The sequence below is a fragment of the Kribbella sp. HUAS MG21 genome (assembly GCF_040254265.1).
Classification (GTDB): Bacteria; Actinomycetota; Actinomycetes; order Propionibacteriales; family Kribbellaceae; genus Kribbella.
Genome location: NZ_CP158165.1, coordinates 5,995,925 through 6,021,979 on the forward strand (window position 1 = coordinate 5,995,925; position 26,055 = coordinate 6,021,979).

Consider the following 26,055-nt stretch of genomic DNA (forward strand, 5'->3'; position numbering starts at 1 on the left):
GAAACAACACCAAATCCCAACGAAACACAGATCGGGAGTCGAGATGTACGCGGACGAGCGGCAAGCGGCGATCGTGGGCAAGGTCCGCGAGCAGGGCCGGGTGACGGTCAGCGGTATCGCCGCGGACCTCGGCGTCACCACCGAGACCGTGCGCCGCGACCTCGCCCAGCTCGAGCGGTCCGGCCTGCTGCGGCGCGTGCACGGCGGCGCCGTCTCCACCACCGCGTTGACCGTGATCGAGCCCGGGATCGCCGAGCGCGACGCCACCAGCGCGGACCAGAAGGACCGGATCGCCAAGGCCGCGATCGAGTTGCTCCCCGGCAGCGACGGCAGCATCCTGCTCGACGCCGGTACGACGACCGCGCGGATCGCTTCGCTGCTCCCGGTGGACCGTCAGCTGGTCGTGGTGACCAACTCGGTCCCGATCGCGGCGCGGCTCGGCGGCTCGGGCAGCATCCGGCTGCACCTGCTCGGTGGCCGGGTCCGGGGCGAGACCCAGGCGGCGGTCGGCGACCAGGCGGTCCGGGCGCTCGCCGATCTGCGGGTCGACCTGGCCTTCGTCGGCACGAACGCGCTCACGGTCGACCACGGCCTCACCACCCCGGACCCGGACGAGGCTGCGGTGAAACGGGCGATGGTCGCCGCCGCCCATCAGGTCGCCGTGGTGGCCGACTCGTCGAAGATCGGCCGCGAGCACCTGGTGCGGTTCGCGTCGCTCGACGACGTCGACGTCCTGGTCACCGACGACGGCATCGACCCCGCGGTGGTCCGCGAGCTCGAGCGGCGGGAGGTCGAGGTGGTGGTCGCATGATCGTCACGCTGACCGCGAACCCGAGCGTCGACCGGACGATCGAGCTCGCCGGTGAGCTGCGCCGGGGTGAGGTCCAGCGGGCCGTGTCCGTGCGCAGCGAGCCCGGTGGCAAGGGCGTGAACGTCGCTCGCGCACTCACCGCCGCGGGCGCCCCGGTGGTCGCGGTCCTGCCCGCGGGGACCGACGACCGGATGCTGGCCGCCTTGCGCGACCAGTCGGTCGCCTACCGCGCGGTCGACGTACCGCATCCGGTGCGGGTCAACGTCACGGTGGTCGAGCCCGACGGCACGACGACCAAGCTCAACGAGGCCGGCACATCGCTCGGTCCGGTGGTGCTCGACGCCTTGGTTGCCGCCGTACTCGAACAGGCCGCGGGCGCTCGCTGGGCGGTCCTGTCCGGCTCGCTGCCGCCCGGTGTGCCGGCCGACTGGTACGTCGCTCTGGTCGAGGCACTGCGCGCGCAGGGATGTGCGGTCGCTGTCGACACTTCCGGCGAGCCGCTGCGGGCCGTCGCGGCCGGTCCGGTCCTGCCGGAGCTGCTCAAGCCGAACGCGGAGGAGCTCGCCGAGCTCACCGGGTTCGACGTCTCCCGGCTCGAGGCCGATCCCGGGTTCGTGGCCGACGCCGCCCGGGCGCTGGTCGCGCGCGGCGCCGGCGCCGTCCTCGCGACGCTCGGGCGGCACGGCGCGGTGCTGGTCGACGGCGAAGGTTCGGCGTACTTCGGTCAGGCCGGGACCGTCGTGCCGGTCAACACAGTCGGCGCCGGTGACGCCACGCTCGCCGGCTACCTGCTCGCCGAGTCGGCCGGCGCCGGGCCGGCCGAACGGTTGCGTCAGGCGGTCGCCTTCGGTGCCGCCGCCGTCCAGCTCGCCGGGTCCGCGATGCCGCGGCCGGGCGATCTCCGTCCTGAGGGCGTCAGTGTCGTCGCCCTGGCTTCCCGCTCCGTCACCTCCTGACGGCGCCGAGAGGAACCCTCATGTCCCAGATCATCCAGGCCGAGCTCGTCGTCCTCGACGAGAATCTCGGCAGTACGTCGCACGACGTGATCCGCCGGCTGGCGTCGCTGGTGGTGGCGGCAGGTCGCGCCACCGAGGTCGACGGCTTGTACGGCGACGCGCTGGCCCGCGAGGGTCAGGCGGCGACCGGCCTGCCCGGCGGTATCGGCATCCCGCACTGCCGGTCGAAGTACGTGACCGAGCCGACGCTGGCGTTCGCACGGTTGACGCCCGGAGTGGACTTCGGTGCGCCGGACGGGCCCGCCGACCTCGTCTTCCTGATCGCGGCGCCCGCTGGTGGGGACGCCGATCACCTGACGCTGCTCACCGCGCTCGCTCGGTCGCTGGTGAAGCCGGAGTTCACGGCCGCGCTGCGTGCGGCGGCATCGCCCGCCGACGTGGTCACCCTGGTCCAGGAAGCCGTCACCCCGACCGAGCAACCGACGGCGATGGCGAGCGGGCGGCAGCTTGTTGCTGTGACGGCTTGTCCGACCGGGATTGCGCACACGTACATGGCGGCGGACTCGCTCGTGGCCGCCGGTGAGCGCGCGGGCGTCACAGTTCACGTGGAGACCCAGGGCTCGGGCGCTTCGACGCCGCTGTCCGCGGACACGATCGCGGCCGCCGAGGCGGTCATCTTCGCGACCGACGTCGGCGTGAAGGACCGTGGCCGCTTCGCCGGCAAGCCTGTGGTGGCGTCCGGTGTGAAGCGGGCGATCAACGAGCCGGACGCGATGGTCGCCGACGCGCTCGCGGCCGCCGAGGACCCGAACAGCCCACGCGTCGAGGCCGACCAGCACCGTACGTCGGCACCGCGGAAGGACGCCCGCACCGGGGACGTGTCGTGGGCGGTGCGGCTGCGGCAGATCCTGCTGACCGGGGTGAGCTACATGATCCCGTTCGTCGCGGCCGGCGGCCTGCTGATCGCGCTCGGCTTCCTGTTCGGCGGGTACCGGATCAACGCGTCGGCCACCGAGATCGTCACGAAGAACTCGCTGGCGCAGTTGCCGGACGGTGGCCTCGACCAGTACCTCGGTGCGGTGCTGTTCAGCCTCGGCGCGCTCGCGTTCGGCTTCCTGGTGCCCGCCCTGGCCGGTTACATCGCGTTCGCGATCGCCGACCGGCCCGGGATCGCGCCGGGCTTCACGGTCGGCGTGGTCGCGACGACGGTCGGCGCCGGGTTCATCGGGGGCATCGTCGGCGGCCTGCTGGCCGGCTTCGCGGCGCTCTGGATCAGCCGGCTGAAGATCCCGGCCTGGGGCCGCGGGCTGATGCCGGTGGTCGTGATCCCGCTCGGGGCGACGTTGTTCGCGGGCGGTCTGATGTTCCTGGTCCTCGGCCGGCCGCTCGCCGCGGTGACGTCCGGCCTGGAGAGCTGGCTGAACGGGCTGTCCGGTTCGTCCGCGATCGTGCTCGGCATCGTGCTCGGCCTGATGATGGCCTTCGACATGGGCGGTCCGGTGAACAAGGCGGCGTACGCGTTCGCCACCGCCGGCCTGTCCGTCGACAACCCGGCCTCGCTAAAGGTGATGGCGGCGGTGATGGCGGCCGGCATGGTTCCGCCGCTGGCGCTCGCCCTCGCGACCGCCGTCCGGCCGAAGCTGTTCAGCACCGCCGAGCGGGAGAACGGCAAGGCCGCATGGTTGCTCGGGGCATCGTTCATCACCGAGGGCGCGATCCCGTTCGCGGCGGCCGATCCGCTGCGCGTCATCCCGTCGATCATGCTCGGATCGGCGCTCACCGGTGCCGTGGTGATGAGCGGCGGCGTGACGCTGTCCGCGCCGCACGGCGGCATCTTCGTGTTCTTCGCGGTCGGCCACATCGCCGTCTTCGTGCTGGCCCTGGCGGCCGGTGCCGTGGTCGGCGCGCTCGCGGTGTCGATCGCCAAGCAACTCGGCCGCAAGGCCGCTCCCGACCGGTCGCCGGCCGCTGTCGCGGCCTGACCACCCACCCGTTTCTGAAAGGACACTCCGATGCCCAGTACGACGATCGCCGTCGGTTCCTCCGTCGGCCTGCACGCCCGCCCGGCAGCTGTCATCGCGGCCGCCGTCACCGAGTCCGGCGTACCGGTCACGCTCGCGACGAACGGCGGCGTGCCGGTCGACGCCGGATCGGCCTTGCTCATCATGACGCTGGGCGCGAAGTACGGCGACCAGGTCACCGTGGCCTGCGACGACGAGGCGCTGCTCCGCAAGGTAGCCGACCTGGTCGCCACCGATCTCGACGCCTGAGCACCGCCTGGAGTAGATGGTACCAATCGGTATCATCTAGTCCATGACGGTTCCGGTCCGGCGGTTGTGGGTGGCGGTGCTGTGCGGGTACCTCGCGTTCGGGGCGGCGTTGCAGGCGTTGCCGTCGTACGTGCCGGCGACGTTCGGCGGCGGGGCGCTGGCGAGTGGGACCGCGGTCGGGATCGCGTTCCTGGCGACGGCGGCGGCGCGGCCGTTCGCCGGGTGGCTCGCGGATGCGGGCCGGTCGCGGCCGGTGGTGCTGGCCGGGGGTGTGCTCGCCGCGATTGGGGGCCTGGGGCAACTACTGGCGCCGGAGCTGTGGGTCCTGCTGGTCGCTCGTCTCGTGATGGGCGCGGGGGAGGCGGCGTTGTTCTCGGCCGCGCTGCCGTGGGTGCTGACCGGAGCGCGGATGGCACAGCGTGGCCGGCTGGCCGGATGGTTCGGACTGTCGATGTGGGGCGGGTTGGCCGGCGGCCCGGTGATCGCCACGCTGGTCGACGCCGACGGCAGCTCTACGGTCTGGTGGGTCGTCGTCGGGTTGTCGTTCGTGTCGGTGCTGCTGGTGCTGACGACGCGCTCCGATCGCAGCCGGCCCGAGCCGCTGGTCCGGATCCGCGGCGTCCGGGACCTGGTGCCGGTCGGCGTACCGTTGCCCGGAGCAATCATCGGCCTGGCGGCCTACTGTTACGGCACCGTGGCTGCCCTGCTGGTACTGCGGCTGCGCGCGGACGCGATCGGCGTCGACGACCTCGCCCTCGCGGTCTTCGCGGCCGCCTTCCTCGTGGTGCGCTTCGCGGGCAGCCCGCTGGTCGATCGGTACGGCGGCCGCGTGGTGGCGGCCTGGACCGTGGCCGTGGAGATCGTCGCGCTGACCGGGATCGCGCTGGCGAGCGGGCCGGTCGGTGCGAGTGTCTCGACGGCGCTGGCCGGGGTCGGGCTGGCTTTGGTCTACCCGGCGTGCGTGTCGCTGACGCTGGATCGCGTGCGGGGGCTGCGGCCCGGTGTGTCGATGGGTGTGATGACCTCGTTCTGGGATCTCGGGGTGCTCGTCGCGGGTCCGGCGGGCGGGTTCGTCGCCGAGCAGGCCGGGTTCCGCGCGGCGTTCCTGGTGGCGGCCGGTGCGGGTGTCGCCTGCGTCGTCGTACTGCTCAGAATGCCGCGTCGAGCAGCGTCTCCACGATGACCCGCGCCTCCGCGCCGAGTCCCGGATCCCGGTCGACCGCACTGATCAGCGTCGCACCTTCCAGTACGACGACCAGCTGCCGCGCCGTCGTCCGTGGATCACGCGCTCCGGCATCGGCCAGCAGGCGCTCGAAGAGCTCGCGGTAGAAGGCGAGGTGGTCCTGCGCGAGCCGGCGCGGCGCGCCGTCCTGGCCGCGGTCCTCGGTGGCCGCGTTCATCATCGCGCAGCCGCGGAACCCCGCTTCGGCGTACCACTGCGCGATCAGGTCGAAGACCGCGAGGATCTGCCCGCGGCCCGCGGGCGCCGCCTCGACGGCCTCGCGGTGCCAGGCCCGCACCCGCTGGGTGCGGTCGGTGAGCACGGCCTCGACCAGGCCCTCCTTGGAGCCGAAGTTCCGGTAGATGGTCAGCTTGGAGGCGCCGGCCGCCTCGACGATCTCGTTGATCCCGGTCGCGTGGATCCCGCGCCGGCCGAACACGTCCGCCGCCGCCTTCAGGATCCGCGCCCGGGTCGCCTCGGGATCCAGCCGTTCGCCCGCCTTCACCGGCATCGCGCCACCACCTCCGGTCTCCACCTTAGAGGGCTGGACCAAGATAAGAACGGTCGGTACCATCATCGCTCATGTGGACAGCGGCGGGATACGAGCAGGTGGCCGAGGCGTTCGAGCGTAACTTCGCCGAGCGCGGCGAGGCCGGGGCGGCGTTCGCGGCGTACCACCGGGGTGAGTTGGTGGTCGACCTGTGGGGCGGGACGGCCGATCCGAAGACCGGGCGGGCCTGGGACCGCGACACCGTGCACCTGATGTTCTCCGGGACCAAGGGGCTGACGAGTGCGTGCGTGTTGCTGCTCGTGCAGCGCGGGCAGCTGGCACCGGACGATCCGGTCAGCCGCTACTGGCCGGAGTTCGGTGCCCAGGGCAAGGACAAGATCACGGTGGCCGAGGTGCTGTCGCATCAGGCCCGGCTGCCGTGGGTCGACGCCGGGTACGCCGACCTGTTCGACCACGACGCGATGGCCGCACACCTTGCCGGGCAGGCGCCGGCGACCGAGCCGGGGGCGGCATTCCTCTACCACCCGGTCACGTGGGGCTGGCTGCTCGACGAGCTGGTACGGCGGATTGACGGCCGCACCGTCGGGCAGTTCTTCGCGGACGAGTTCGCCGTACCGCTGGGGCTCGAGGTGTGGATCGGGCTGCCCGAGAACCTGCACTGGCGGGCCGCGACGATGGTGGCGCCGGACGGCGTCCTGGTCGACGGCCCGTGGACCGCGCTGTACCGGCCGAATCCGCTGTGGGTGCCGGGCGCGGAGAAGATCTGGAACAGCGCCGAGTACCGCTCGGCCGGATTCCCCGCTGTCGGCGGTTACGCGACGGCGCGCGGGATGGCGCGGTTCTACGCGTCGCTGCTCGGCGAGGTGGACGGTGTCCGCGTGCTGACGCCGCAGACCGTCGAGCTCGGCCGCCGGGAGCTCCGGCGCGGCACGGAGCCGAACTGGGGCACGCCGATGGTGTACGGCGCCGGCTTCGAACTGCAGGCCGGTGACGGGCGGATGGGCGACGCGCCGGACGCTTTCGGTCATGCCGGAGCCGGCGGCTCGCGGCACGGCGGGTGGCCGGGCCGCGAGACCGCCTACTCCTACCTGATGAACCAGGTGCGCGTCGGACCCGATGCTCGTCCGAACACGCTGCTCGACGCGCTCAGCCGAGGTAGTCGCGCCAGGGGCCGGTGATCGCGAACGTGATGCCGGGGGACTGCATGTTGACGAACAGCACCTTGCCGTCGTCGGAGAACGCCGGGCCGCAGAACTCCGAGTCGTTCAGCATGTTCCGGGCGATCGCGTACGTCGGTCCGCCCGGGGTGGCGCTCAGCACGTGGCTGCTGGCGCTGCCGTCCTCGGCCAGGATCAGCGAGCCCCACGGAGTCACGGTCACGTTGTCCGGGCCGTCGAAGTTGTAGTCGTCGTACTTCGCCGGGTCGCCGCTGTCCGCGATGGCGCTCTCCGGGAAGTAGGTGACCAGCTGGATCGTCTGGGCGTCGTAGTTGTAGAACCAGACCATGCCGTCATGCGGGACCGCGTCGGCCGGGAGGTCCGACGTACCGGACTCGGCGTACGAGTTGACGACGTACACGCCTTGCTCGGTGCCGAAGACGCCCTCGAACTTCTTGCCGCGGGTGATCTGGCCGTCGGTGAACTGCTTGCGGACCGACGTGGTGGCGCCGTCGCGGTCCGGCACCGGGACCCACTTCACCCGGAACGGGCGGAGCAGCTGGGCCGAGGTCAGGTACGCGACGTCCGGGATCGGCTTGCCGTCGTCACCGAGGATGGCCAGCGCCTCCAGGGTGCCGAAGTCCTTGTTCTGCAGGTCCTGCCAGCTGCGCGGGCCGAGCTTGTAGCCGCGCGGCGCCGTCCAGCGGTAGAAGGTGCCGTTCGGGCCGGAGGCGTCCTCGGACAGGTAGATGTGCGTCCGGTCGCTGTCGATCGCGAGCGCCTCGTGGGCGTAGCGGCCGAGCGCCTTGAGCGGCACCGGGTGCGCGGTCTTGCCGTCGGCCCAGACCTCGAACACGTACCCGTGGTCCTTCAGCCGGGTGGTGCCGTTGGCCTTGTTCTCGGTCTCCTCGCACGTCATCCAGGTGCCCCACGGGGTGTGGCCGCCGGCGCAGTTCGTCAGGGTGCCGGAGATCGCGACCCACTCGCCGCGGTTGGTGCCGTCGCGGTCCACCTCGATGACCGTGCAGCCGCCGGCCGCGCCGACGCCGCTGTCGTAGACGGTGCCCTCGATCGGGGCGACGCCGAGCGGGCCGTTGCTGCTGATCTCGTGGTTCTGGATCAGCCGGTAGCGGCCGTGGCCGGCGTCGAAGACCGCCATGCCGTCGTGCGCGTTCGGGGTCGGCTGGCCGGTCTTCAGCTTGGTCTGGCCGGCCTGGGTGACGATCGTGTACTTGAACCCGGGCGGCAGCGCGAGGATGCCCTTCGGGTCGTCGAGCAGCGGCGGGAAGGGCCGGTGCTGCGGGAACGGCGCGCGCTCGGAGTGCGACGCCGGCGCGGCCTCGGCGAGCGTCGGCACGGCGCCGACGGTGGTGAACCCGACTCCGGCGGCACCGGCGGCGGCGCCTCGGAGGACGGAACGACGATCGACTGACATGGGTTGACTCCTTGAAAAGGCGGTTCCCGAGCAGTCGAGATACTTCACGCCGTGGACTGACTCCCGGGAAACACCACTTGAACAAATGATCTGCAACGAATGTGTTCGGTACGGCGTCTACTGTGGGAGGTGATGGTGATGCGCAGCGTGGTTGCCGTGCTGGTCGCGGCCGTGGTTCTGGTTGCATGTGGCAATGAATCCCCGACAGGAGGACAACCCTCGATGACGCCGAGCAGTACTGGCTCCGGACCGAGCAGCCCCGAACCGAGCAGCCCAGGCACCCCGAGCGGCAGTGCGGGCGGCACGGTCGTCGACCAGGCCAAGGCCGACCTGAGCAAGCGGCTGGGTGTGGCCGCCGCCGACGTGAGGGTGGTGAGTTCGGAGGAGGTGACCTGGCCGGACGGCAGCCTCGGCTGCCCGGAGCCGGGCATGCGCTACACGCAGGCGCTGGTGCCGGGGAACCGGACGATCCTCGAGGCCGGCGGCAAACAGTACGCGTACCACTCCGGCGGTCACCGGGCGCCGTTCCTCTGCGAGAACCCGTCGCCGCCGGCCCGCTGAAAATTCTGCCGGCTCGGATGTATCAACCCGCGCCGAGGGTGACTCCGCAGAAGTGGGGGACGCCTTCGGGACGCTGCAGAGGGGGAGGGCGACGCGGGGGCGCGTAGAGGGGGAGGCTGACGCGGTGCGGTACCCGGCAGGTCAGACCGGAGACCGCACCGCGTCACCGCGCTCAGCTTCCTGCCCACCCACGACGTCCGCAGGTGGGCAGCACTGGTCAGGGCTGGAGTGACCCCAGCGCGTCAGTGGCTCGCAGGACCGGCCCGACGCCTGGCACCGGCTGGGTGAGCGCGAAGGCGAGCAGCGCGTCGGCGGCCTGCTTGGCGTTCTCACCGGTGACCGACATCCGGCCCGCGATCAGACCCGCCACGAGCGGCGTCGCGAACGACGTACCGCTCCAGCGCGCCATGCCCTGGAACGACCGCAGCTGGCCGGTGTTCGGCGGTTCGGTGCACTCGTAGTCGCCGGTCAGGAACGCGTTCACCAGGTGCTCGCCCGGCGCGTACACGTCGACCCAGCCGCCGAAGTTGCTGAACGCGGCGCGGTCCTTGCCGTTGTCCGCGAGCGCGCCGACACCGACGGCCTCCGGGAACGCGGCCGGCCAGAAGTAGTCCCGGCTCGCCTCGTTGCCCGCCGCCGCGACCAGCGTGAGGCCGTTGACGCGATTCAGCCGGGTCTTGATGAAGACGTCCAGCCCGAGCGCCGGCAGGTCGAACCGGGTCCGCGTCCCCGCCGACAGACTGATGATGTCCGGCGCGAGGTCGAGGACTTCGTCCAGCGCTTCGGCGAGGTCGAACTCCCACATCGCCCCCGCGGTGGTGAAGTAGCTCTTCACCACGATCTCCACGTTGCGCGCGATCGCGCGCAGGACGCCGGCGATGAACGTCCCGTGCCCGGCGTACGGCCGGATCCGCCCGGAGCCGTCGAACGCGTTCTCCGGGTCGCCAGTCACCCCGTTCAGCCAGTACGCCGCCGGCGCGTCGGACCAGCCGACGTCGAGTACGACGACCTTGACCCCCCGACCGTCCGCCGCGCCCGCGGACAGGTACGGCGTCGGCAGCACCGGGTCCGGCGGGATACCGGGCGGCACCTCCTCGGGCTCCGTGGCCGGGCAGGGGCTGACGCTCGGACAGACGTAGAACAGGTGCTCGGGCGTGACCACGCCGCGGCCGAGGCGCAGGTCGGCGTACTGCAGGAATCGTTGGGTGGGCGAAGGGTCCTCGGGAGCGTCCGGCGGGACCTCGTCCGGCAGCAGCAGCCGCGTGACGCCGCCGATCCCGCCCTCGGCCGGCTGACCGCCGCGGAACAGCTCGACGACCCGCTGGACGTCCTCGTCGCGCACCAGCACCACGCCGGTCCGGTAGAGGTACTCCGCGCCTTCCGGCCGCTTCTCCCAGTCCTCCGGATACACCTCGACCTCGCGTCCGAAGGCCTCCAGGATCAGCGCGATCTGGGCGAGGTACTTCCGCTCGCTCGTTTGATTTTCCACGTTCTCGTGTCCCCCTGGATCAGCGAAATGACCGATATCATTCCAGAATGCCGACGGCCGGGGGGAGTGCCGGGGCGGTGGAAAATCTGCTGCCGCTGGCCTTGTCGCGCCCGCACGACGCGATCGCGTCGGCGCGGTCCTTACTGGCCGCCGACCCGGCGGCGGTCGAGGCGTCGATCGCGCACCAGGCGTGGGGCATCGGTCTGCGCCAGCTCGGCGACGTGACGACGGCGGTCCGGCAGTTGCGGACCGCGCTGCGGCTCGCGGAGCAGTCCGGGCGGTCGGAGCGCGAAGCGGACGTCCTTGCCACGTTGGGCGCGACTCTCGGCCGAGCGGGCCGGAGCCGCGAGGGACTGGCCCGGCTGGACCGGGCGGTCGAGCTCAGTCGGGGCGCGTTGACGGGGCGGGTGCTGCTGCGGCGTGCCGACGTACTGCTGGTGCTCGGGCGGCATCGGGAGGCGCTGGACGACCTGCGGGCGGCAATCACCCGGTTGCGGCGGTCGGGCGATCAGGTGTGGGAGGCCCGGTCGCGGAACTATCGCGGCTTCATCCAGTTGGCTCTCGGAGGCACCCGCCGGGCGGACGCGGATTTCGCGGTGGCCGAGAAGTTGTACGCCGCGACGGGCCAGGAATTCGAGTACGCCGAAGCGCGCCAGAACCGCGGCCTGGTGGCGTATTCGCGGGGCGACCTGCCGGCCGCACTGCGGTACCTGGACGACGCGGGACGGAGGTTCGCGGCGGTCGGGGTCGTCTGGCCGGACCTGGCGATCGACCGCTGCGGCGTACTGCTGGCGGCCGGGCTGAGCGCCGAGGCGCTGGCCGAGATGGACCAGACGATCGCGTCCGGGGCGGGTACGGCGACCAAGCGGGGCGAGCTGTGGTTCGCGGCGGCGACGGCCGCGCTGGCCGCGGGTGATCCGGCGGGCGCACGGGAGCGGGCGGAGCGGGCGCGACGGTTGTTCTCCGCGCAGGGTCGTGAGTGGTGGTCGGTGCGGTCGTCGATGGTCGTCCTGGAGGCGCGGTACCGGTCGGGCGAGCGTGGCGAGCGGCTGCTGCGTGCGGTGGTCGCGGTGGCGCGCCGGCTGGACGCGTTGGGCGCGTCGGAGTCGTCGGCGGCGCATCTGCTGGCGGGGCGACTGGCGTTGGACGTCGGGCGTTCGCGGACCGCGGATCGTCAGCTGGACCTGGCTGGGCGGCACAGCAAGGACGCGCCGCCGATCGCGCGGAGTGCGGCGTGGCTGGGGAAGGCTTTGCGGGCCGAGGCGCGCGGCGAGACCCGGTCGATGTTGTCGGCGTGTGCGCGTGGGCTGGACGCGTTGGACGAGCATCGGTTGACAATGGGCGCCACCGAGCTGCGGGCGCTGGCGACCGGGCAGGGCGCCGAGCTGGCCGCGCTGGCTCTGCGGGAGGCGCTGCGGCGAGATGATCCGCGGCGGCTGCTGGAGTGGGGCGAGCGGTGGCGGGCGACGGCGCTGGGCGTGCCGCCGGTGCGGCGCCCGAATGACGAGCAGCTGGTCGCGGAGCTGGCGGCGTTGCGGGACGTCGTACGGCGGTTGGACGCGGCGCCGGATCCGTCGCTGGAGCGGGAGCGGCGGCGGTTGGAGAAGGCGGTGCGCGAGCGGGCGCTGCGTGCGGAGGGCGGGGCGCTCGGCGGTGTGCGGCGGCTGCCGGTCGACGAGTTGATCGCCGAGCTGGGCGAGACCGTCCTGGTCGAGCTGGTCGAGGTCGACGGGGTGCTGCATGCGGTCGTGGTCCGGGACGGCCGGACGACGCGGCACGAGGTGGGTCCGTTGGCCGCCGCGGCCCTCGAGGTCGAGCGGTCCCGCTTCACCCTGCGCCGGCTTGCGCACGGTGGTCCGCGCGGGGCGGCGTACCGAGGGCCTTCGCTGGAAGTGCTGGGGACGCGGCTCGGGCAGGCGATCCTCGGGGATGCGCAGGGCTTGCTGGGGGATCGCGAGGTCGTCGTCGTGCCGCCCGGGCGGTTGCAGGCATTGCCCTGGGGGCTGGTCCCGGCGCTGGCGGATCGGGCCGTGAACGTGGTGCCGTCCGCGGCGGCCTGGTTGCGCGCACGACGGTTCCGGCCGCCGTCGGACCGGCGCGTCGTACTGGTGCTCGGGCCGGGGTTGTCGGCGGGTCGCACCGAGGTGCTGCGGCTGGCCGAGCAGTACCCGGACGCGACCGTGCTCGCGGACGGCGACGCCACGGCGGAGAAGGTACTGCGGGCGCTCGACGGCGCGTGGATCGCGCACGTCGCCGCGCACGGGACGTTCCGTTCGGACAGCCCGTTGTTCTCGTCGCTGCGGCTGGACGACGGGCCGCTCACCGTGTACGACTTCGAGCGGCTGCGCAGAGCGCCGTACCGGATGGTCCTGTCGAGCTGCGACTCCGGGCTGGCGAAGCCGGTCGGTGCGGACGAGCTGCTGGGGTTGAGCAGCAGCCTGATCCCGCTCGGTGCGGCCGGCATCCTCGCGAGCGTCGTACCGGTGAACGACCCGGCGACGGCGCCGCTGATGCTGGCCGTGCACGAGGGACTGCGGGACGGACAGTCGCTCGCCGCGGCGTTCGCGACGGCCCGGCGGGAGGCGCGCGGGGATCCGGTCGCGGACGCCGCGGGACGGTCGTTCGTTGCCCTCGGCGCGTGATGTATCAGCGGTCCGGCGGACAGCTCTGTATCAGTAAGAGGTAGGGGGACGGCATGCGGGACGATCCGACCGTCGTCGACCTGGTCACTCGGGCCAGGGACGGCGACAAGAGCGCGTGGGACGAGCTGGTCGAGCGGTACGCCCCGCTCGTCTACTCGGTCTGCCGGCGGTACCGGCTGGCGCCGCCCGACATCGACGACGTCGGGCAGAGCGTGTGGCTGCGGCTGGTCGAGCACCTGCCGGGCCTGCGCGAGCCGGCCGCGCTGCCGGGCTGGATCGCGACCACGACGCAGCGCGAATGCTTCCGGCTGATCCGCGCGTCCAGCCGGGTCGAGCCGGTCGACCTCGCGGAGTCCGCCGACGTCCCCGAACAGGCGATCGCCGAGGAGGAGGTGCTGCGGCACGAACGCGGCACGATCCTGCGGACCGCGTTCGGCGAGCTGTCCCGGCGCTGCCAGCTGCTGCTGTCGTTGCTGATGCAGGACCCGCCGGCGCCGTACGACGAGATCAGCCGGCGATTGCAGGTGCCGATCGGCAGCATCGGACCGAACCGGGCGCGCTGCCTGACCCGGCTGCGACAGACACCGGCGCTGGCGATGCTCGCGGCCGACGGACCCGACGACCGGACGAGGAGGTGAGACCCGTGATCGATCCTGACTGGCACGACGACGAGAAGCTGATCAAGGCCCTGCGGGAGGCGTTGTCCGCCGCCGGCGAGGTGCCGGCGGCGTTCGTCGAGGCCGGCAAGGCGGCGTTCTCGTGGCGAACGATCGACGCGGAGCTCGCCGCGCTCACCTACGACTCCGCGCTGGATCCGCTGGACGCGCTGGCGATCCGGTCGGAGAGTGCGGTGCTGCGGTCGCTCACCTTCGCCTCGGACGGCTGGACCGTCGAGGTCGAGCTGACACCGGGCGCCGTACTCGGGCAGCTCGACCCGCCCGAGGTGGGCACGGTCACGGCCCGCGGCGACGGCGGCGAGCTCGCCACGGCGGACATCGACGAACTCGGGTTCTTCGTGCTCGGCCCGCCGCCGGCGGTTCCGTACCGCCTGGTGTGTACGACGCAGTCCGGTACGACGATCCTGACCGGCTGGATCACGCCCTGATCAGGCGGCGAACACCTGGGAGTCGTCGGCGAACGCCTTGAACTCCAGCGCGTTCCCGGCCGGGTCCAGGAAGAACATCGTCCACTGCTCGCCGGTCTGGCCCTGGAAGCGCACGTACGGCTCGATCACGAACTCGGTGCCGGCCGCCTTCAGTCGTTCCGCGAACGTCTGGAACTCCTCGACGGTCAGGATCAGCCCGAAGTGCGGCACCGGAACGTCGTGCCCGTCGACCGGGTTGTGGATCCGCCGCGCGCGCTCCGGCGCGACGTGCGTGACGAACTGGTGGCCGCGCAGGTTCCAGTCGATCCAGGTGTCGGAACTGCGGCCCTGCTCGAGGCCGAGCACCTCACCGTAGAACCGCCGCGCCGCGTCCAGGTCGTCGACCGGCATCGCGAGATGGAAGCGGGGGATGGGGGAGTCGAGAACGCTCATACCGCCCATCCTCCCGCACCCCGGCGCCCCACTCGCCGCCTGCGAATGTCGCGTTCCGCTGCGCGGATCCCCGTCGGCGACAGCCCGCGGGGTCGCGAGACACGCCGTGACATGTTCCGAGACCCCGGCGGGTGTCGCAGATGCCGGCGGGGCCTCAGCGGAGGTGGGTGATCAGGCCGTAGGTTCGGGCGTCTTCGGCGGCGAGGACGCGGCCGGTGGTGAGGTCGGTGGTGATCTCGTCGGGGGTGCGGCCGGTGGCGTGGGCCAGCAGGTCGCGGAGCCGGGCGAACTGGCGTTCGTGCTGGTCGGCGAGGGCGGCGAGTTCGTCGGCGGTGCCGGTCGCGGTGAAGCGGGGCGCGGACAGGACGAACATCGTTTGCCGGTGGGCTTCGCGGTGCGCGGCGGCGGCGAGTACGGCGATCGCGGGGCCGCGGACTGTGCCGCGCGCGACGGCGTGCACGGGCGAGCTGATCAGGTCGATCGCCGCGGCGACCGACAGCGCGGCCTCGAGGTCGGCGTCCGCGGACGACAGGTGGAGCTCGAGCGGATCGTTGCTCTGGGCATCCAGCAGCAGGAGTTGCGCGGCGACGTGCCCCGCCAGCGCGTCGTCGAGCCGCCCGCCGACCAGTACCACCCGCTCGGCCAGCAACCGGTCAGTCACCTCCCGCTCGACGTTCACCGAGGCAGGCTCGTACCACGACGGCAGGATCGGCTGCGGCACCACCCGCTCCGGCCCCGGCACCCCGGGCTCCCCAGGTCCAGGCCTCCCAGGCCCGGGCGGTCCCGGCGTTCCGGGCGGCCCGGGAATCTCCGGCCAAGGCCTGCTCGACACTGGCCCGAGTACCGGCTGGATGGTCCTGTGGTGCTTCTCGACGTGCATCTGTCCTCCTTCGACACCTCCACCCTGCGGCAGCCAGGCGTCGGAGAGAACACTCTTCCGCTGTCAGCAGACGGACTCAGCCGAGCGCGGCCACCGCCCCGACCATCCGGTCCCAGAACGCCTGCTGATCGAGCGAGACAGCGACCTTCGCGTTCGGCGGGCGCCCCGTGTAACCGTCCAGATCCACAACAGTCGCGCCGGCCGTCCACTCGCCCCGGGTCTCGATCACCAGGTTCGCGTCGACACAGCCGACAACCGCCGGATCGATCACCCGCGCCACCGCGACCGGATCGTGCAACGGCGGCGCCGCGAACCCGAACAGCTCCCGGTACGTCGACGCGAAGAACGTCATCCACTCGGCACAGACCCGCGCCAACGGCGTCCCGATCCGCTCGAACCGCGCGAGCACCTCCTCCGTCACCAGCGCCTGATGCGTGACGTTCAGCCCGCACATCGTGAACGGCACCCCCGACCGCACCACCACGTCCGCCGCCTCCGGGTCGACGTACGCGTTGGCCTCCGCGAGCGGCGCGATGTTCCCGCGCTCGGTGGACCCGCCCATCCACACGATCTCGGTGATGTTCGACGCCACGTCCGGCTCGTCTATGAGCAGCCGCGCGACGTTCGTCAACGCCCCGGTCGCGACAACCGTCGCCGGTCCGGTGCGCAGTACGTCGACCAACACGTCGTGCGCGGAGTACGCCGAGAGCGGCACTGCGGGCTCACCGGCGAATACCGGCCCATCCAGCCCGGTCCCGCCGTGCACGTCGTCAGCGATCCGCAACGGCCGCGCCAACGGCACCGCGGCACCCTGCGCGACCGGAACCGACGAAACCCCGGCGAGGGACAGCACCCGACGCGCGTTCAGCGTGCACTTGTCGACGGTCTGGTTGCCGGCCACCGTCGTCACGGCGAGCAGGTCGACAGCAGGATCGGCAACCGCGAGCAGGATCGCCATCGCATCGTCGTGGCCGGGATCGCAGTCGAGGATCAGCGGGATCACCATGCGCCCGAGTATGCCGACGTCAGCCGTGCACGGACTCGCCCGATACCTGGAGCAGGAAGCGGAGCGCGTCGTACGACGGGCTGCCGGGTTCGGCGGTGTACGCGACGAGCAGCTGCTCCGGGTGCGTGTCGACGGTGAACTGCTGCACGTCCAGGGTGAGGCGGCCCGCGGTCGGGTGGTTGTAGGTCTTGGTGAGTTGCCGCGGCCCACGGACCTGATGCGTCGCCCACCAGGTCCGGAAGTCGGCGTCCCGCACGCTCAGCTCGCCGACGAGGGACGTGATCGCGGGATCGTGGGGTGTGCGGCCGGCTTCCATCCGCAGTACGGCGACGCACTCGCGCGCGGCGCGCGGCCAGTCGTCGTACAGCGCGCGGACGCGTTCGTCGAGGAACGTGAGGCGGATCAGGTTGCGGTGCTCGAGCGGCAGGGCACCGAAGTCGGTGAGGAGCCCGGCGGCGCCCTGGTTCCAGGCGAGCACGGCCATGCCGCGGTGCAGGACCATCGCCGGTACGTCGTACATCCGGTCGAGGAGTTGCCGCAACTGGGGAGCCACGTCGGGCAGGCTGGGACGGCGGGCCGGCGCGGGCGCTACGTCCGCGACGGTGAACAGGTACTCGCGTTCGTCCGCCGCGAGCCGCAGCGCGTCCGCCAGCGCGTCGAGCACCGGCCGCGAGACCCGGCGCGTCCGCCCCTGCTCCAGGCGGACGATGTAGTCGACGCTGACGTGCGCGAGCTGTGCCAGCTCCTCCCGCCGCAGTCCCGGCACCCGCCGCAACCGCCCGTCGTCCGGCAGACCCACCTGCGCCGGTTCGAGCGCCGCACGCCGCGACCGCAGGAACTCACCGAGCTCGTTGTCCATGCCCCCTAGTGTGCGTGGTCACCGAGCCTCGTGCCTGGTACTGACCTGCATAGGCAGAACCCTCCCTGGAACCCAGCCTCCGCACCGACGAGCTTTGAGACATGCGAACCAACGTGAACTTCATCAGCGGCGGCCTGGAGCTCGCCGCACACGTCTACCTCCCCGAACAGCAGTACGACGCTCCGCGCCCGGCGATCGTGGTCGGTCATCCCGGGACCGGTGTGAAGGAGCAGGCCGCCGGCCTCTACGCCCAGCGCCTCGCCGAGCAGGGCTTCGTCACGCTGGCGTACGACGCCGCGTACCAGGGCGAGAGCGAAGGCCTCCCGCGCGGCCTCGAGGATCCGGCACAGCGCGTCGAGGACCTGAAGGCGGCCGTCTCCTACCTGACCACCCGCGCGGACGTCGACGCGGAGCGGATCGGAGTCCTCGGCATCTGCGCGTCAGGCGGCTACGGACTCGTCGCCACCGCCACCGACCCGCGGATCAAGGCGCTCGCCACCGTGAGTGCGGCCGACATCGCGCGGCAGTTCCGGGTCGGCGCCGACGGGACCCAAGACCCGGCCGTCTTCGAGGGACTGCTCGCCGCCGCGGCCGCGGCTCGTACGGCGGAGGCGCGCGGGGACGACGTACAGACCTTCAAGCTCTTCCCGGAGACCGAGGAAGCCGCACGCGCCGGCGGGCAGCACGTGTACGAGGGCTGGGAGTACTACTGCACGCCCCGCGGCCGGCACGAGCGCTCCACCAAGATCCTGCCGTGGGTCAGCGTCGACCACATCGCCACCTTCGACGCCTTCCACGCGGTCCACCTGATCGCACCGCGGCCGCTGCTGATGATGGCCGGCCGCAACGCCGTCACCGCGTGGATGAGTGTCGAGGCCTTCCAGAAAGCGCGCGGTCCGAAGCAGTTCAGCTGGATCGAGAACGCCACGCACGTCGACCTCTACGACCGCGACGAGTACGTCACGCCCGCGGTCGCCGAGCTGACGACCTTCTTCGACGGCGCCCTCCGAGCCGCCTGAGTCGGACTGCCAGGCGCCGTGTCATCCGTACGGCGCCTGGCAGGCGTTGCCGATGAGCTATCCGACAGTCACCGTCTGGCCGAGATCGTTGTAGCCGGTGGCCGGCTGCCAGGTGCCGGTGTTGGCGAGGCGGATCGAGTACTCGGGCTGCGTGGAGAGCCGCGGGTCCGGCAGGTTGAGTAGTACGCGGTACTTGCCGGGGACGGGCGGTGCGGCGACCGTCCAGTTCAGGTCGGTCGTCGTACCGGCTCCCCAGCGCCGCGGGTCGGCGGGGACGTCGACCTTGAACGTGTGCTTGTCGCTCTGGAAGAGCAGCTGCACGCGGCGCGTGTTGTACGGCGCGGCCCAGCCGTCGTTGCGGACCTGCAGACCGACCTGTACCGTCCCGCGCGGGCTTGCCTTGGTGGTGACGGTGCTCTGGGTGAGGGCGAAGCGGTAGCCGAGCTTCTGCTGGGCGGTCGTGATGTTCGCGCCCCAGCTGCCGAGCACGTCCTTGTTGTAGTCGGTGTTCAGGTACGAGAAGTGCAGGCGAGCCATCTCGGCCGATGCCGACTCCCACTCGGACCGCGGTGGGTTGACGTTGCAGGTCTCGCCGCCCTCCGGCACGTAGTTGGTGTCCTGGGCAACGAAATCCTTGTCGAGCTCGATCGGGTCGCTGAGGTAGGTCCCGAAGTCGTCCGGGCTGGCCAGGAAGCAGTCGTTGTGGTGGCCGACCCGCGCCAGCGCCGAACCGTCGTACGCCTGCTCCGCGGTCAGCGCGCCCGCGGTCCCGGTCGGCACGCCGAACATCCGCTGCTTCATGTACGGCGTCCGCACCTGGACTGTCCGGTCCTTCGGCAGCGCCGCGAGCAGCGCCGTGACGACGGCCTTGCGATCCGCCCAGTTCTGGTCCGAGACCTGGCTCGGGTCCTGCGGGTTGCTGAAGTGGTCTGTGTAGTAGCCCTCACCCCACAGCCCGACGAAGCCCGACTGGACGACCTCGATCACGCCGACGTTCTGGCGCAGCACCGGCGTCAGTTGCTGGATGTGCTTCAGGACCCGGGCGACGGGCGCGTCGCCGTACGGCGTCGGCGGCGGCCAGCCGGCCCCGGGCAGGGCGTACGCGAACCGCACGATCACCTTGATGCCGGCCGCGCGGGCGGTGGCGAAGTCGGCGCGGACCAGGTCGAGGTACTGCTCGTCGATGACGTCCTGGCTCGCGAACTTCTCCAGGTAGAACACGCGGAGGATCTGCGTGATGTTCTCCTGGGTGCGGTAGTTGCGCAAGGTAGTGAGATTGAGCGGTACGTAGCCCTTGCCGTCGGCGCGGTAGTGCGTCTCCGTGTGGTGGTAGAAGCCGCGCTCGGGGTTCGCGATCACCTCGTCGGAGGTGGTGTAGCCGCGGGTCGCCGTGCGTGGTGCGTCGTGCGCCATGGCTGCCTGCGTCGGCAGTAGCAGGCCGATCGCCGCGAGGGCCGTGACAAGCCGTCTCATCAGGTTCTCCTAGCTGACAGTGAGTGTGTGCAGGAGCGAGTTCATCCCGGTCGCCGCGTCCCAGGTGCCCTGGTTCGCGAGGCGGATCGAGTACTCGGGGCGAGTGGACAGAAGCGGATCCGGCAGGTTGAGCAGCAGGGTGTACGAGCCTGCCGGAAGATTCGTTGGCACCGTCAACGTCTGCTGGACGGTGGTCGACGTGCCCGCGGTCCAGCGCCGCGGGTCCGACGTGAGCGGGAGCTTGTAGTTGGTGCCGGTTGCCGTGTTCCGCAGTACCAGCTCGAGGTTGCGGGGGTTGAAAGGTGTGGCGTAGCCGTCGTTGTGGACGGTGAACGAGATCGGCAGGCTGCCGCCGGGGGAGGCGGCGGCGGGATAGCTGCCGGAGGTCAGGCGGAAGCGGTAGCCGAGGTTCTTGGTGACGGTCGCCAGGCAGCCGCCGGCGGTCCAGGAGTTGAGCACGTTCGGCTCGTAGTCGGTGTTGAGGTAGGACCAGTGGAACTGCGCGAGTTCGCTGGTCGCGGTGGGGCACTCGGAGCGGGGCGGGTTCGCGGCGCAGGTCTCGCCGCCCATGGCGACGTACGTCGTCTCGGCCTGGAGGTACGGGTACTCGACGGACGGGTTCTCGTAGGTGCCGAAGTCGTCGGGGCTGGCGAGGAAACAGTCGTTGTGGTGGCCGATCCGCGACAGCGCCGAGCCGTTGTAGGCGGCGCCCGGCTGGACCGGGGTGGTCGAGTACATGGTCCGTTTGAACTTCGGGGTGCGCAGCTGGATCATCCGGGTCGACGGGACGACGCTGAGGAGCTTGTCCGTGACGGCCTTGCGGTTCGCCCAGTCGGTGCTGGAGATCGTGCCGGCGTTGCCGAAGTTCTGCGTGTAGTACCACTCGCCCCAGGCGCCGATCAGTCCGGCCTGGACGACGGCGATGACGTCCTTGCCGGCGTTCAGGTACGGCGCCAACTGGTCGAGGTGCGCGAGGACGCGGTCCTTGGAGGCGTCGTCGCCGGCCGTCGAGGTGGTGTAGGCGAACCGGAGGATCAGTTTGAGGCCGGCGGCGCGGACGGTGTCGAGTTGCTGCTGGAGCTGGTCGAGGGCTGCCTGGGCGATCGGGCCGTTCTTGTACTCGGCCAGGTAGAAGACGCACATGACCAGGGAGATGCCCTGGGTGCTGCGGTAGCTCTGCAGCGTGGCTTGCGAGAAGTCGGCTTTGTCGCAGTCGCCGGTGTGGTGGTAGAGGCCGCGCTCCGGGTTGGCGAAGTTGTCGGCGGACGGGGTGTAGGTGACTCCGCCGCTGCCGGTGTAGGTGTGCGTGTACTTCGCGGAGGTCTCGAGCGGGGCCTCCGCCTGGAAGCCGTTCTCCAGGAGGTAGTCGGCGCCGGTCCCGGCCTGGGCGTAGCCGGTCGCCGTACTGCGGTCGGTGTCGACGTACACGCGGAGGAACTGCGGGGTGCCGGTGTAGGAGAAGCGGTAGGTGACGGTGGTGGCGGTGTTGGTCGCGCTGGTGCCGCTGATCGTCGCGTGGGCAGGGGTGCCCGCGGCCGTGGCCAGCAGGGCGCCGACCGTGGCAAGCGTGCTGAGCAGCCGGAACGGACGCATCATGATGCTTCCTCTCGCTGGGCGGGGCGATGGGATAATCATGGAGTCCAGGAAAATTATGTCAAGGTCTGAGCCCGTCGGTGATCGACGACTCGACCTCGTCGAGCGCCAGCCGCACCGCGCCCAGCGCCACCCCTTCGTCCGCGAACGCCGACACCCGGATCTCCGGCGTCCGCAGACACCACCGATCCAGCTCCCGCCGCAACGGCTCCACCATCACATCCGCCGACCGCGAGAACCCACCCCCGATCACCACCAGTTGCGGATCCAACGTCAACACCAACGCGGACGCCCCCACCGCCAAATCCTGCACGTACTCGTCCACCGCTGCCAGGGCCCCTTCATCACCCCCGCGGGCGGCGCCGAACACCCGCTCGAAGCCGTCTGCTTCCACCGCACCAGTTCGTTCGAGCCAGGTGTGGAGGTGTTCGGGGGCCTGTTGCCAGCCGGCGGCGGGGAGGGCTCCTATTTCGCCGGACCAGTTGGCGAAGCCGCGGTGGAGTTTGCCGTCGATGATGAGGCCCGCGCCGGTGCGGAGGCCGGCCAGGAGGAAGACGACGTCCTTGGCGTAGCGCGCGACGCCGCGCCACGTTTCGGCGAGGGCGGCCAGCTTGCAGTCGTTCTCCACGCGCACCGGGCCGGGGACCAGACGCCGTACGTGCGCGGCCAGGTCGACGCCGCTCCACTCCGGCAGCGAGTCCGACAGCATCACCTTCCCGGTCCCGTCGACGAGACCGGTGGTCGCGACGCCGGTCGCCCAGATCCCGTCCGCCCCGGTCGACGCCTTGCGCAGCGCCTTCGCCACACACCGGTCCAGCGCCGCGAGCCGCGCCCGCCGCCCGGCCGTCGCGTCGATCTCGAGCCGCGCCTGGCTGATCACCTCACCGTCGAGGTCCGTCACCAACGCGAGCACCTTGTGACCGCCGACATCCACCCCGAGCAACCGTCCGGCACCGGCGTTGAACCGGTACCGCCGCGCCGGCCGCCCCACCGACCCCGCCGCCGGCGCCACCTCCGCCAGCCACCCGCGCCCGAGCAGGTCCCGCGCGACGTCCTCGGTCGAAGCGCGCGACAGTCCTGTCCGTTTCGACAACTCGGTCAGCGTCAGCGGCTGGTCCCCGCGCAGTTCCCGCAGTACGGCGACCGCGTTGAGCTGCCGCAACCGCGACAGATCCCCGCCGGCCGGCTCCTCGGTCATCGCGGCGCTCCTCACCTAATCCAGGACTCCTGCATAACTATAAGCATCCGGACTGCGCACGGGTCTCAGGGTGTGAACGGGCGCGCCGGAAGTCTGTTGCGCACCGATGACAACGTTGTACCGTGATCTGCCGACGGTCGATCAGAAACGATTCCGCAGGTTTCCACTGAGGAGGACCAGAGTGTCCAACCCGCTGAAGATCGCGACGCTCAGCTTCTGGCACGTACATGCCGGCGACTATTCGAAGCAGGCCCAGGCGCACCCCGGGACGGAGCTGGTGGCCGTCTGGGACGACGACGCCGAGCGCGGCCGCGCCGGCGCCGAACAGTTCGGGGTCGAGTACACCGGCGACCTCGACGCGCTGCTCGCCCGCGACGACCTCGACGGCGTGGTGATCACCACGCCGACCGACGCGCACCGCGACGTGATGGTGAAGGCCGCGCAGGCCGGCAAGCACATCTACACCGAGAAAGTACTGGCCCCGACGGTCGCCGAGGCCGAGGAGATCGTCGCCGCCACCGACGCGGCCGGCGTGAAACTGACGGTCTCGCTGCCGCGGCTCGCGCACGGCTACACCACGGCGATCCGCGAAGTCCTCGACAAGGGCACGCTCGGCCGGCTGACGTACGGCCGGGTCCGGCTGTCGCACGACGGCGCGATCCCGCGCGACGGCAAGGAGGGCTGGCTGCCGCAACGGTTCTTCGAGCCGAAGGCCGCGATCGGCGGCGCGCTCACGGACCTCGGCTGCCACCCGGTGTACCTGACCCAGCTGTTCCTCGGCGCGCACCCGGAGACGGTGAGTGCGACGTACCGCTCGGTGGCCGCTCGCGGCCTGGAGGACAACGCTGTCGTGGTGGCCGGGTACGGCGACCAGAAGATCGGCGTGATCGAGGCGGGCTTCGCGAGCGGCAACCCGTTCACGATCGAGCTGTTCGGCACCGACGGCACGCTGACCTACACCGACCGCGGCAACGTGCTGCTGGTGAACGGCGAGCAGGTCGACGTGCCCGAGCACTCGCCGGACCCGTTCGCGCAGTGGGTGGGTCACATCACCGACGGCACCCGCGCGGACGACAACATCGAACGCGCAGTCGAGTTGACGCGTTTCGTGGTGGCCGCGAACGCGGCCGCCGAGACCAACCGCGTGATTTCCTACAGCTGAGAGGACCGTCCGATGATCAAGGTAGGACTGATCGGCGCGGGCGGGATCGCGTCGGCGCACATCAAGGGGTACCGCGCGCACGCCGACCGGATCGCGGTCACCGCGGTCGCGGACGCGGTGGCCGAGACCGCGAAGAAGCGCGGCGAGGAGCTGCGCGCCGCGGCGTACACGGACTATCGCGAGATGCTCGCCAAGGAAGAGCTCGACGCGGTCGACATCTGCCTGCCGCACCATCTGCACCGGGACGCCATCGTCGCGGCGGCCGAGGCCGGCAAGCACATCCTCTGCGAGAAGCCGCTGTGCCTGTCGGCATCGGAGGCCGCCGACGTACGCAAGGCGGTGACCGAGAACGGCGTGACGCTGATGTGCGCGCACAACCAGCTGTTCATGCCCGCGGTCGCCAAGGCGAAGGAGTTGCTGGAGGCCGGCACCATCGGCACGGTCTACGAGGTGCGGACCACCGACAGCTTCTACAACGACTTCGACCCGAGCACGATGGGCTGGCGGGCGAGCAGCAAGACCAGCGGTGGCGGCGAGCTCATCGACACCGGGTACCACCCGACCTATCTGATGCTGCACCTCGCCGGCGGCCTGCCGGTCGAGGCCACCGCGATGCTCTCCACCCACCGGTTGAAGTTCATGGAGGGCGAGGACTCCGCGCAGGTGCTGATCAGGTTCGACAACGGCGTCGTGGGCCAGCTCGTGACCAGCTGGGCCTATCAGCCGGCCGCGTCCACCGAACGCTTCTCCGCGGTCGGTGAGCTCGGCTCGCTGACCAGCGATGGTACGACGCTCTCGTACCGCCTGCGCTCCGGTGAGACGGAGACGTTCGAGTTCGAACCGGTCGACACGTTCGTCGCCGAGATCGGCCACTTCGCGGACTCCTTGGCCGGGAACAAGCGCCCGCTGCACACCGAACACGAAGGCATCGCCGTCCTCGGCATCCTGCTCGCGGCGTACGAAGGCTCGCGTTCCAAGACGATCGCACCGGTCCTGCAGGTCTAGGCGCTGGGGCCTACCGCCGGGCGTGCCAGGAGGCGACCGCGACCACGGCGACGCAGGTCGCCGCCATCAGGGCGAGGTCCGCGACCGGCCCGATCGCCGGTGTCGCGAGCGGCAGGACGAGCAGCGTCGCGATACCGGCGAGCGCCGTACCGAGGTGGATCGTGGACGGCTCGGCGATGGCCCGGTGGATGCACCACAGCAGCGCGACGAAACAGGCCGCCGGTACGGCGACCGCGTAGCTCGCGCCGGTGGGGGAGAGGTGGAGGTCGTGGCCGGTCTGCTCGACCGCCACCTCGAGGCCGGCGCCGAGTGCGGCGAGGGATGCGAAGAGCCCGTAATGGGTGTAGCCCCACCGGTACGAGCGTTCCCGCCGGTCCTCCAGCCGGGGCCCGGCGGGATGCAGGAAGTACAGCCACCACAACGCGAACAGGATGACCAGCCCGCAGGCCGCGACGGCGACCAGCTCGGCGCTCACCGCGGTCTCCTCGATGGCCCGCCGTACGGCGTTGGACGCGGCCAGCACCGCCTCGCCGAGCAGGATGATCGTGAACAGGCCGTACCGCTCGGCGATGTGATGCGGATGCCAGGTCGTCTCCCGCGGCCGCTCCGCCCACAACGGCACCGCCAGCTCGAGGATCGCCAGGCCGATGAAGGCGGCCAGCAACACACCGTCCGTTGCGCCGGCGGCGACCAGGTACAGCCGGCCGAACCAGCCGACCTGCAGCACCCCGATCCCGAGCGCGTAGCGGAACGCCGTACGGCGACGCGCCGGGTCCTCGATACCCGCGCGCACCCACAGGGCGATCAGGCCGAGCCGCATCACCAGGTAGCCCGAGGTGACCATCACGTACTCGCCGTGCTCCGCGGCGTCCGGGACGCCCGCGGCGAGCAGCAGCACGCCACCCATCTGCACCATGGTGAGGATCCGGTAGGTGACGTCGTCGGTGTCGTACGACGACGCGAACCAGGTGAAGTTCATCCACGCCCACCAGATCGCGAAGAACACCTGCAGGAACGGCAGCAGGCCGTCCCGGGCGTGACCGTCGGCGATGGTGTGCGCGAACTGCGCGGTGACGGCGGCGACCGCGACCACGAACGTCAGGTCGAACAACAGCTCCAGCTGGCTCGCCGCGCGGTGCGGCTCGTCGATCGGTCGCGCTGTCATCCGGACCCGGATCCGGACATCGGGCACGGCGGCTCCTCTCGAAGGGGTCGAAGGAACAGACAGCGCAGCGCCCCGGGATGTGACTGTCACAGGCCGCGGGGGTG

General features: G+C 71.3%; 24 protein-coding genes. 13 read left to right on the plus strand and 11 right to left on the minus strand.

Features of this window, described 5'->3' with window-relative positions; all coding sequences use genetic code 11:
- Positions 1-43 precede the first annotated feature (43 nt).
- From ABN611_RS29005 to ABN611_RS29025, 5 genes are read left to right on the plus strand one after another with little or no spacing between them, the layout of a single operon-like run.
- Positions 44-811, plus strand: coding sequence for a DeoR/GlpR family DNA-binding transcription regulator (locus tag ABN611_RS29005; protein ID WP_350275419.1), 768 nt, complete (start codon positions 44-46; stop codon positions 809-811).
- Positions 808-1,767, plus strand: coding sequence for a 1-phosphofructokinase (locus ABN611_RS29010; protein ID WP_350275420.1), 960 nt, complete (start codon positions 808-810; stop codon positions 1,765-1,767). The genes ABN611_RS29005 and ABN611_RS29010 overlap by 4 nt, the downstream gene beginning before the upstream one ends.
- A 20-nt stretch (positions 1,768-1,787) precedes the next feature.
- Positions 1,788-3,749 (plus strand): fructose-specific PTS transporter subunit EIIC, encoded by a 1,962-nt coding sequence (locus ABN611_RS29015; RefSeq protein WP_350275421.1) that lies wholly within the window; start codon positions 1,788-1,790, stop codon positions 3,747-3,749.
- A 30-nt stretch (positions 3,750-3,779) separates the two neighbouring features.
- Positions 3,780-4,037, plus strand: coding sequence for an HPr family phosphocarrier protein (locus ABN611_RS29020; protein WP_350275422.1), 258 nt, complete (start codon positions 3,780-3,782; stop codon positions 4,035-4,037).
- 43 nt (positions 4,038-4,080) lie between these two features.
- Entirely contained in the window at positions 4,081-5,220 is a 1,140-nt protein-coding gene (locus ABN611_RS29025; protein WP_350275423.1) for an MFS transporter, read from the plus strand.
- Here ABN611_RS29025 and ABN611_RS29030 read toward each other — a convergent pair.
- Positions 5,186-5,812 (minus strand): TetR/AcrR family transcriptional regulator, encoded by a 627-nt coding sequence (locus ABN611_RS29030; protein ID WP_350275424.1) that lies wholly within the window; start codon positions 5,810-5,812, stop codon positions 5,186-5,188. The two genes, ABN611_RS29025 and ABN611_RS29030, sit on opposite strands and share 35 nt — an antisense overlap.
- A gap of 29 nt (positions 5,813-5,841) precedes the next feature.
- Between ABN611_RS29030 and ABN611_RS29035 the strand changes: the two genes are divergently transcribed.
- Positions 5,842-6,948 carry a serine hydrolase domain-containing protein gene (locus ABN611_RS29035; protein WP_350275425.1) on the plus strand — a complete coding sequence of 369 codons (1,107 nt, stop codon included), beginning with the start codon at positions 5,842-5,844 and terminating at the stop codon, positions 6,946-6,948.
- Here the strand turns inward: ABN611_RS29035 and ABN611_RS29040 are convergent.
- Positions 6,917-8,362 carry an alkaline phosphatase PhoX gene (locus ABN611_RS29040; protein ID WP_350275426.1) on the minus strand — a complete coding sequence of 482 codons (1,446 nt, stop codon included), beginning with the start codon at positions 8,360-8,362 and terminating at the stop codon, positions 6,917-6,919. The genes ABN611_RS29035 and ABN611_RS29040 overlap by 32 nt on opposite strands.
- Before the next feature lie 222 nt (positions 8,363-8,584).
- On the opposite strand from ABN611_RS29040, the gene ABN611_RS29045 reads away from it, so the two are divergent.
- Positions 8,585-8,923: a hypothetical protein gene (locus ABN611_RS29045; RefSeq protein ID WP_350275427.1), complete on the plus strand. Its 339-nt coding sequence runs from the start codon at positions 8,585-8,587 to the stop codon at positions 8,921-8,923.
- Between the two features lie 217 nt (positions 8,924-9,140).
- On the opposite strand, the gene ABN611_RS29050 is transcribed toward ABN611_RS29045, so the two are convergent.
- Positions 9,141-10,412 carry a S8 family serine peptidase gene (locus ABN611_RS29050; protein ID WP_350275428.1) on the minus strand — a complete coding sequence of 424 codons (1,272 nt, stop codon included), beginning with the start codon at positions 10,410-10,412 and terminating at the stop codon, positions 9,141-9,143.
- Positions 10,413-10,459: 47 nt separating this feature from the next.
- Here ABN611_RS29050 and ABN611_RS29055 point away from each other — a divergent pair, with 47 nt between their 5' ends.
- Genes ABN611_RS29055 through ABN611_RS29065 form a run of 3 tightly spaced genes read left to right on the plus strand, consistent with a single transcriptional unit; the run spans position 10,460 to position 14,159 of the window.
- The gene (locus ABN611_RS29055) at positions 10,460-13,054 is read left to right on the plus strand and encodes a CHAT domain-containing tetratricopeptide repeat protein (protein WP_350275429.1); all 2,595 of its coding nucleotides are present in this window, start codon (positions 10,460-10,462) and stop codon (positions 13,052-13,054) included.
- Positions 13,055-13,107: 53 nt separating this feature from the next.
- Positions 13,108-13,692: a sigma-70 family RNA polymerase sigma factor gene (locus ABN611_RS29060; RefSeq protein ID WP_350275430.1), complete on the plus strand. Its 585-nt coding sequence runs from the start codon at positions 13,108-13,110 to the stop codon at positions 13,690-13,692.
- A gap of 5 nt (positions 13,693-13,697) precedes the next feature.
- Positions 13,698-14,159, plus strand: coding sequence for a hypothetical protein (locus tag ABN611_RS29065; RefSeq protein WP_350275431.1), 462 nt, complete (start codon positions 13,698-13,700; stop codon positions 14,157-14,159).
- Here ABN611_RS29065 and ABN611_RS29070 read toward each other — a convergent pair whose 3' ends face one another.
- The 4 genes from ABN611_RS29070 to ABN611_RS29085 all read right to left on the minus strand — a co-directional run bounded on the left by ABN611_RS29070 (position 14,160) and on the right by ABN611_RS29085 (position 17,336).
- A complete protein-coding gene (locus ABN611_RS29070; RefSeq protein ID WP_350275432.1) occupies positions 14,160-14,591 on the minus strand; it encodes a VOC family protein in 432 nt (143 codons plus the stop codon).
- A 154-nt stretch (positions 14,592-14,745) separates the two neighbouring features.
- The gene (locus ABN611_RS29075; protein WP_350275433.1) at positions 14,746-15,333 is read right to left on the minus strand and encodes an ATP-dependent Clp protease proteolytic subunit; all 588 of its coding nucleotides are present in this window, start codon (positions 15,331-15,333) and stop codon (positions 14,746-14,748) included.
- A gap of 214 nt (positions 15,334-15,547) precedes the next feature.
- Positions 15,548-16,477, minus strand: coding sequence for a nucleoside hydrolase (locus ABN611_RS29080; protein ID WP_350275434.1), 930 nt, complete (start codon positions 16,475-16,477; stop codon positions 15,548-15,550).
- A gap of 19 nt (positions 16,478-16,496) precedes the next feature.
- Positions 16,497-17,336, minus strand: a complete 840-nt coding sequence (locus tag ABN611_RS29085) for a helix-turn-helix transcriptional regulator (protein WP_350275435.1) — start codon at positions 17,334-17,336, stop codon at positions 16,497-16,499.
- A 101-nt stretch (positions 17,337-17,437) separates the two neighbouring features.
- Here ABN611_RS29085 and ABN611_RS29090 point away from each other — a divergent pair, with 101 nt between their 5' ends.
- Positions 17,438-18,355: an alpha/beta hydrolase gene (locus tag ABN611_RS29090; RefSeq protein ID WP_350275436.1), complete on the plus strand. Its 918-nt coding sequence runs from the start codon at positions 17,438-17,440 to the stop codon at positions 18,353-18,355.
- Between the two features lie 57 nt (positions 18,356-18,412).
- Here ABN611_RS29090 and ABN611_RS29095 read toward each other — a convergent pair whose 3' ends face one another.
- Genes ABN611_RS29095 through ABN611_RS29105 form a run of 3 tightly spaced genes read right to left on the minus strand, consistent with a single transcriptional unit; the run spans position 18,413 to position 22,619 of the window.
- Complete coding sequence (locus ABN611_RS29095; protein ID WP_350275437.1) at positions 18,413-19,828, minus strand: DUF4832 domain-containing protein; 1,416 nt, start codon at positions 19,826-19,828, stop codon at positions 18,413-18,415.
- A 9-nt stretch (positions 19,829-19,837) separates the two neighbouring features.
- Positions 19,838-21,424, minus strand: coding sequence for a DUF4832 domain-containing protein (locus tag ABN611_RS29100; RefSeq protein ID WP_350275438.1), 1,587 nt, complete (start codon positions 21,422-21,424; stop codon positions 19,838-19,840).
- 58 nt (positions 21,425-21,482) lie between these two features.
- Positions 21,483-22,619 carry an ROK family transcriptional regulator gene (locus tag ABN611_RS29105; protein WP_350275439.1) on the minus strand — a complete coding sequence of 379 codons (1,137 nt, stop codon included), beginning with the start codon at positions 22,617-22,619 and terminating at the stop codon, positions 21,483-21,485.
- 181 nt (positions 22,620-22,800) lie between these two features.
- On the opposite strand from ABN611_RS29105, the gene ABN611_RS29110 reads away from it, so the two are divergent.
- Positions 22,801-23,781 (plus strand): Gfo/Idh/MocA family oxidoreductase, encoded by a 981-nt coding sequence (locus ABN611_RS29110; protein ID WP_350275440.1) that lies wholly within the window; start codon positions 22,801-22,803, stop codon positions 23,779-23,781.
- Between the two features lie 12 nt (positions 23,782-23,793).
- A complete protein-coding gene (locus tag ABN611_RS29115) occupies positions 23,794-24,786 on the plus strand; it encodes a Gfo/Idh/MocA family oxidoreductase (RefSeq protein WP_350275441.1) in 993 nt (330 codons plus the stop codon).
- A 10-nt stretch (positions 24,787-24,796) separates the two neighbouring features.
- Here the strand turns inward: ABN611_RS29115 and ABN611_RS29120 are convergent, their stop codons facing one another.
- Positions 24,797-25,978 carry a low temperature requirement protein A gene (locus ABN611_RS29120; protein ID WP_350275442.1) on the minus strand — a complete coding sequence of 394 codons (1,182 nt, stop codon included), beginning with the start codon at positions 25,976-25,978 and terminating at the stop codon, positions 24,797-24,799.
- Positions 25,979-26,055 lie beyond the last annotated feature (77 nt).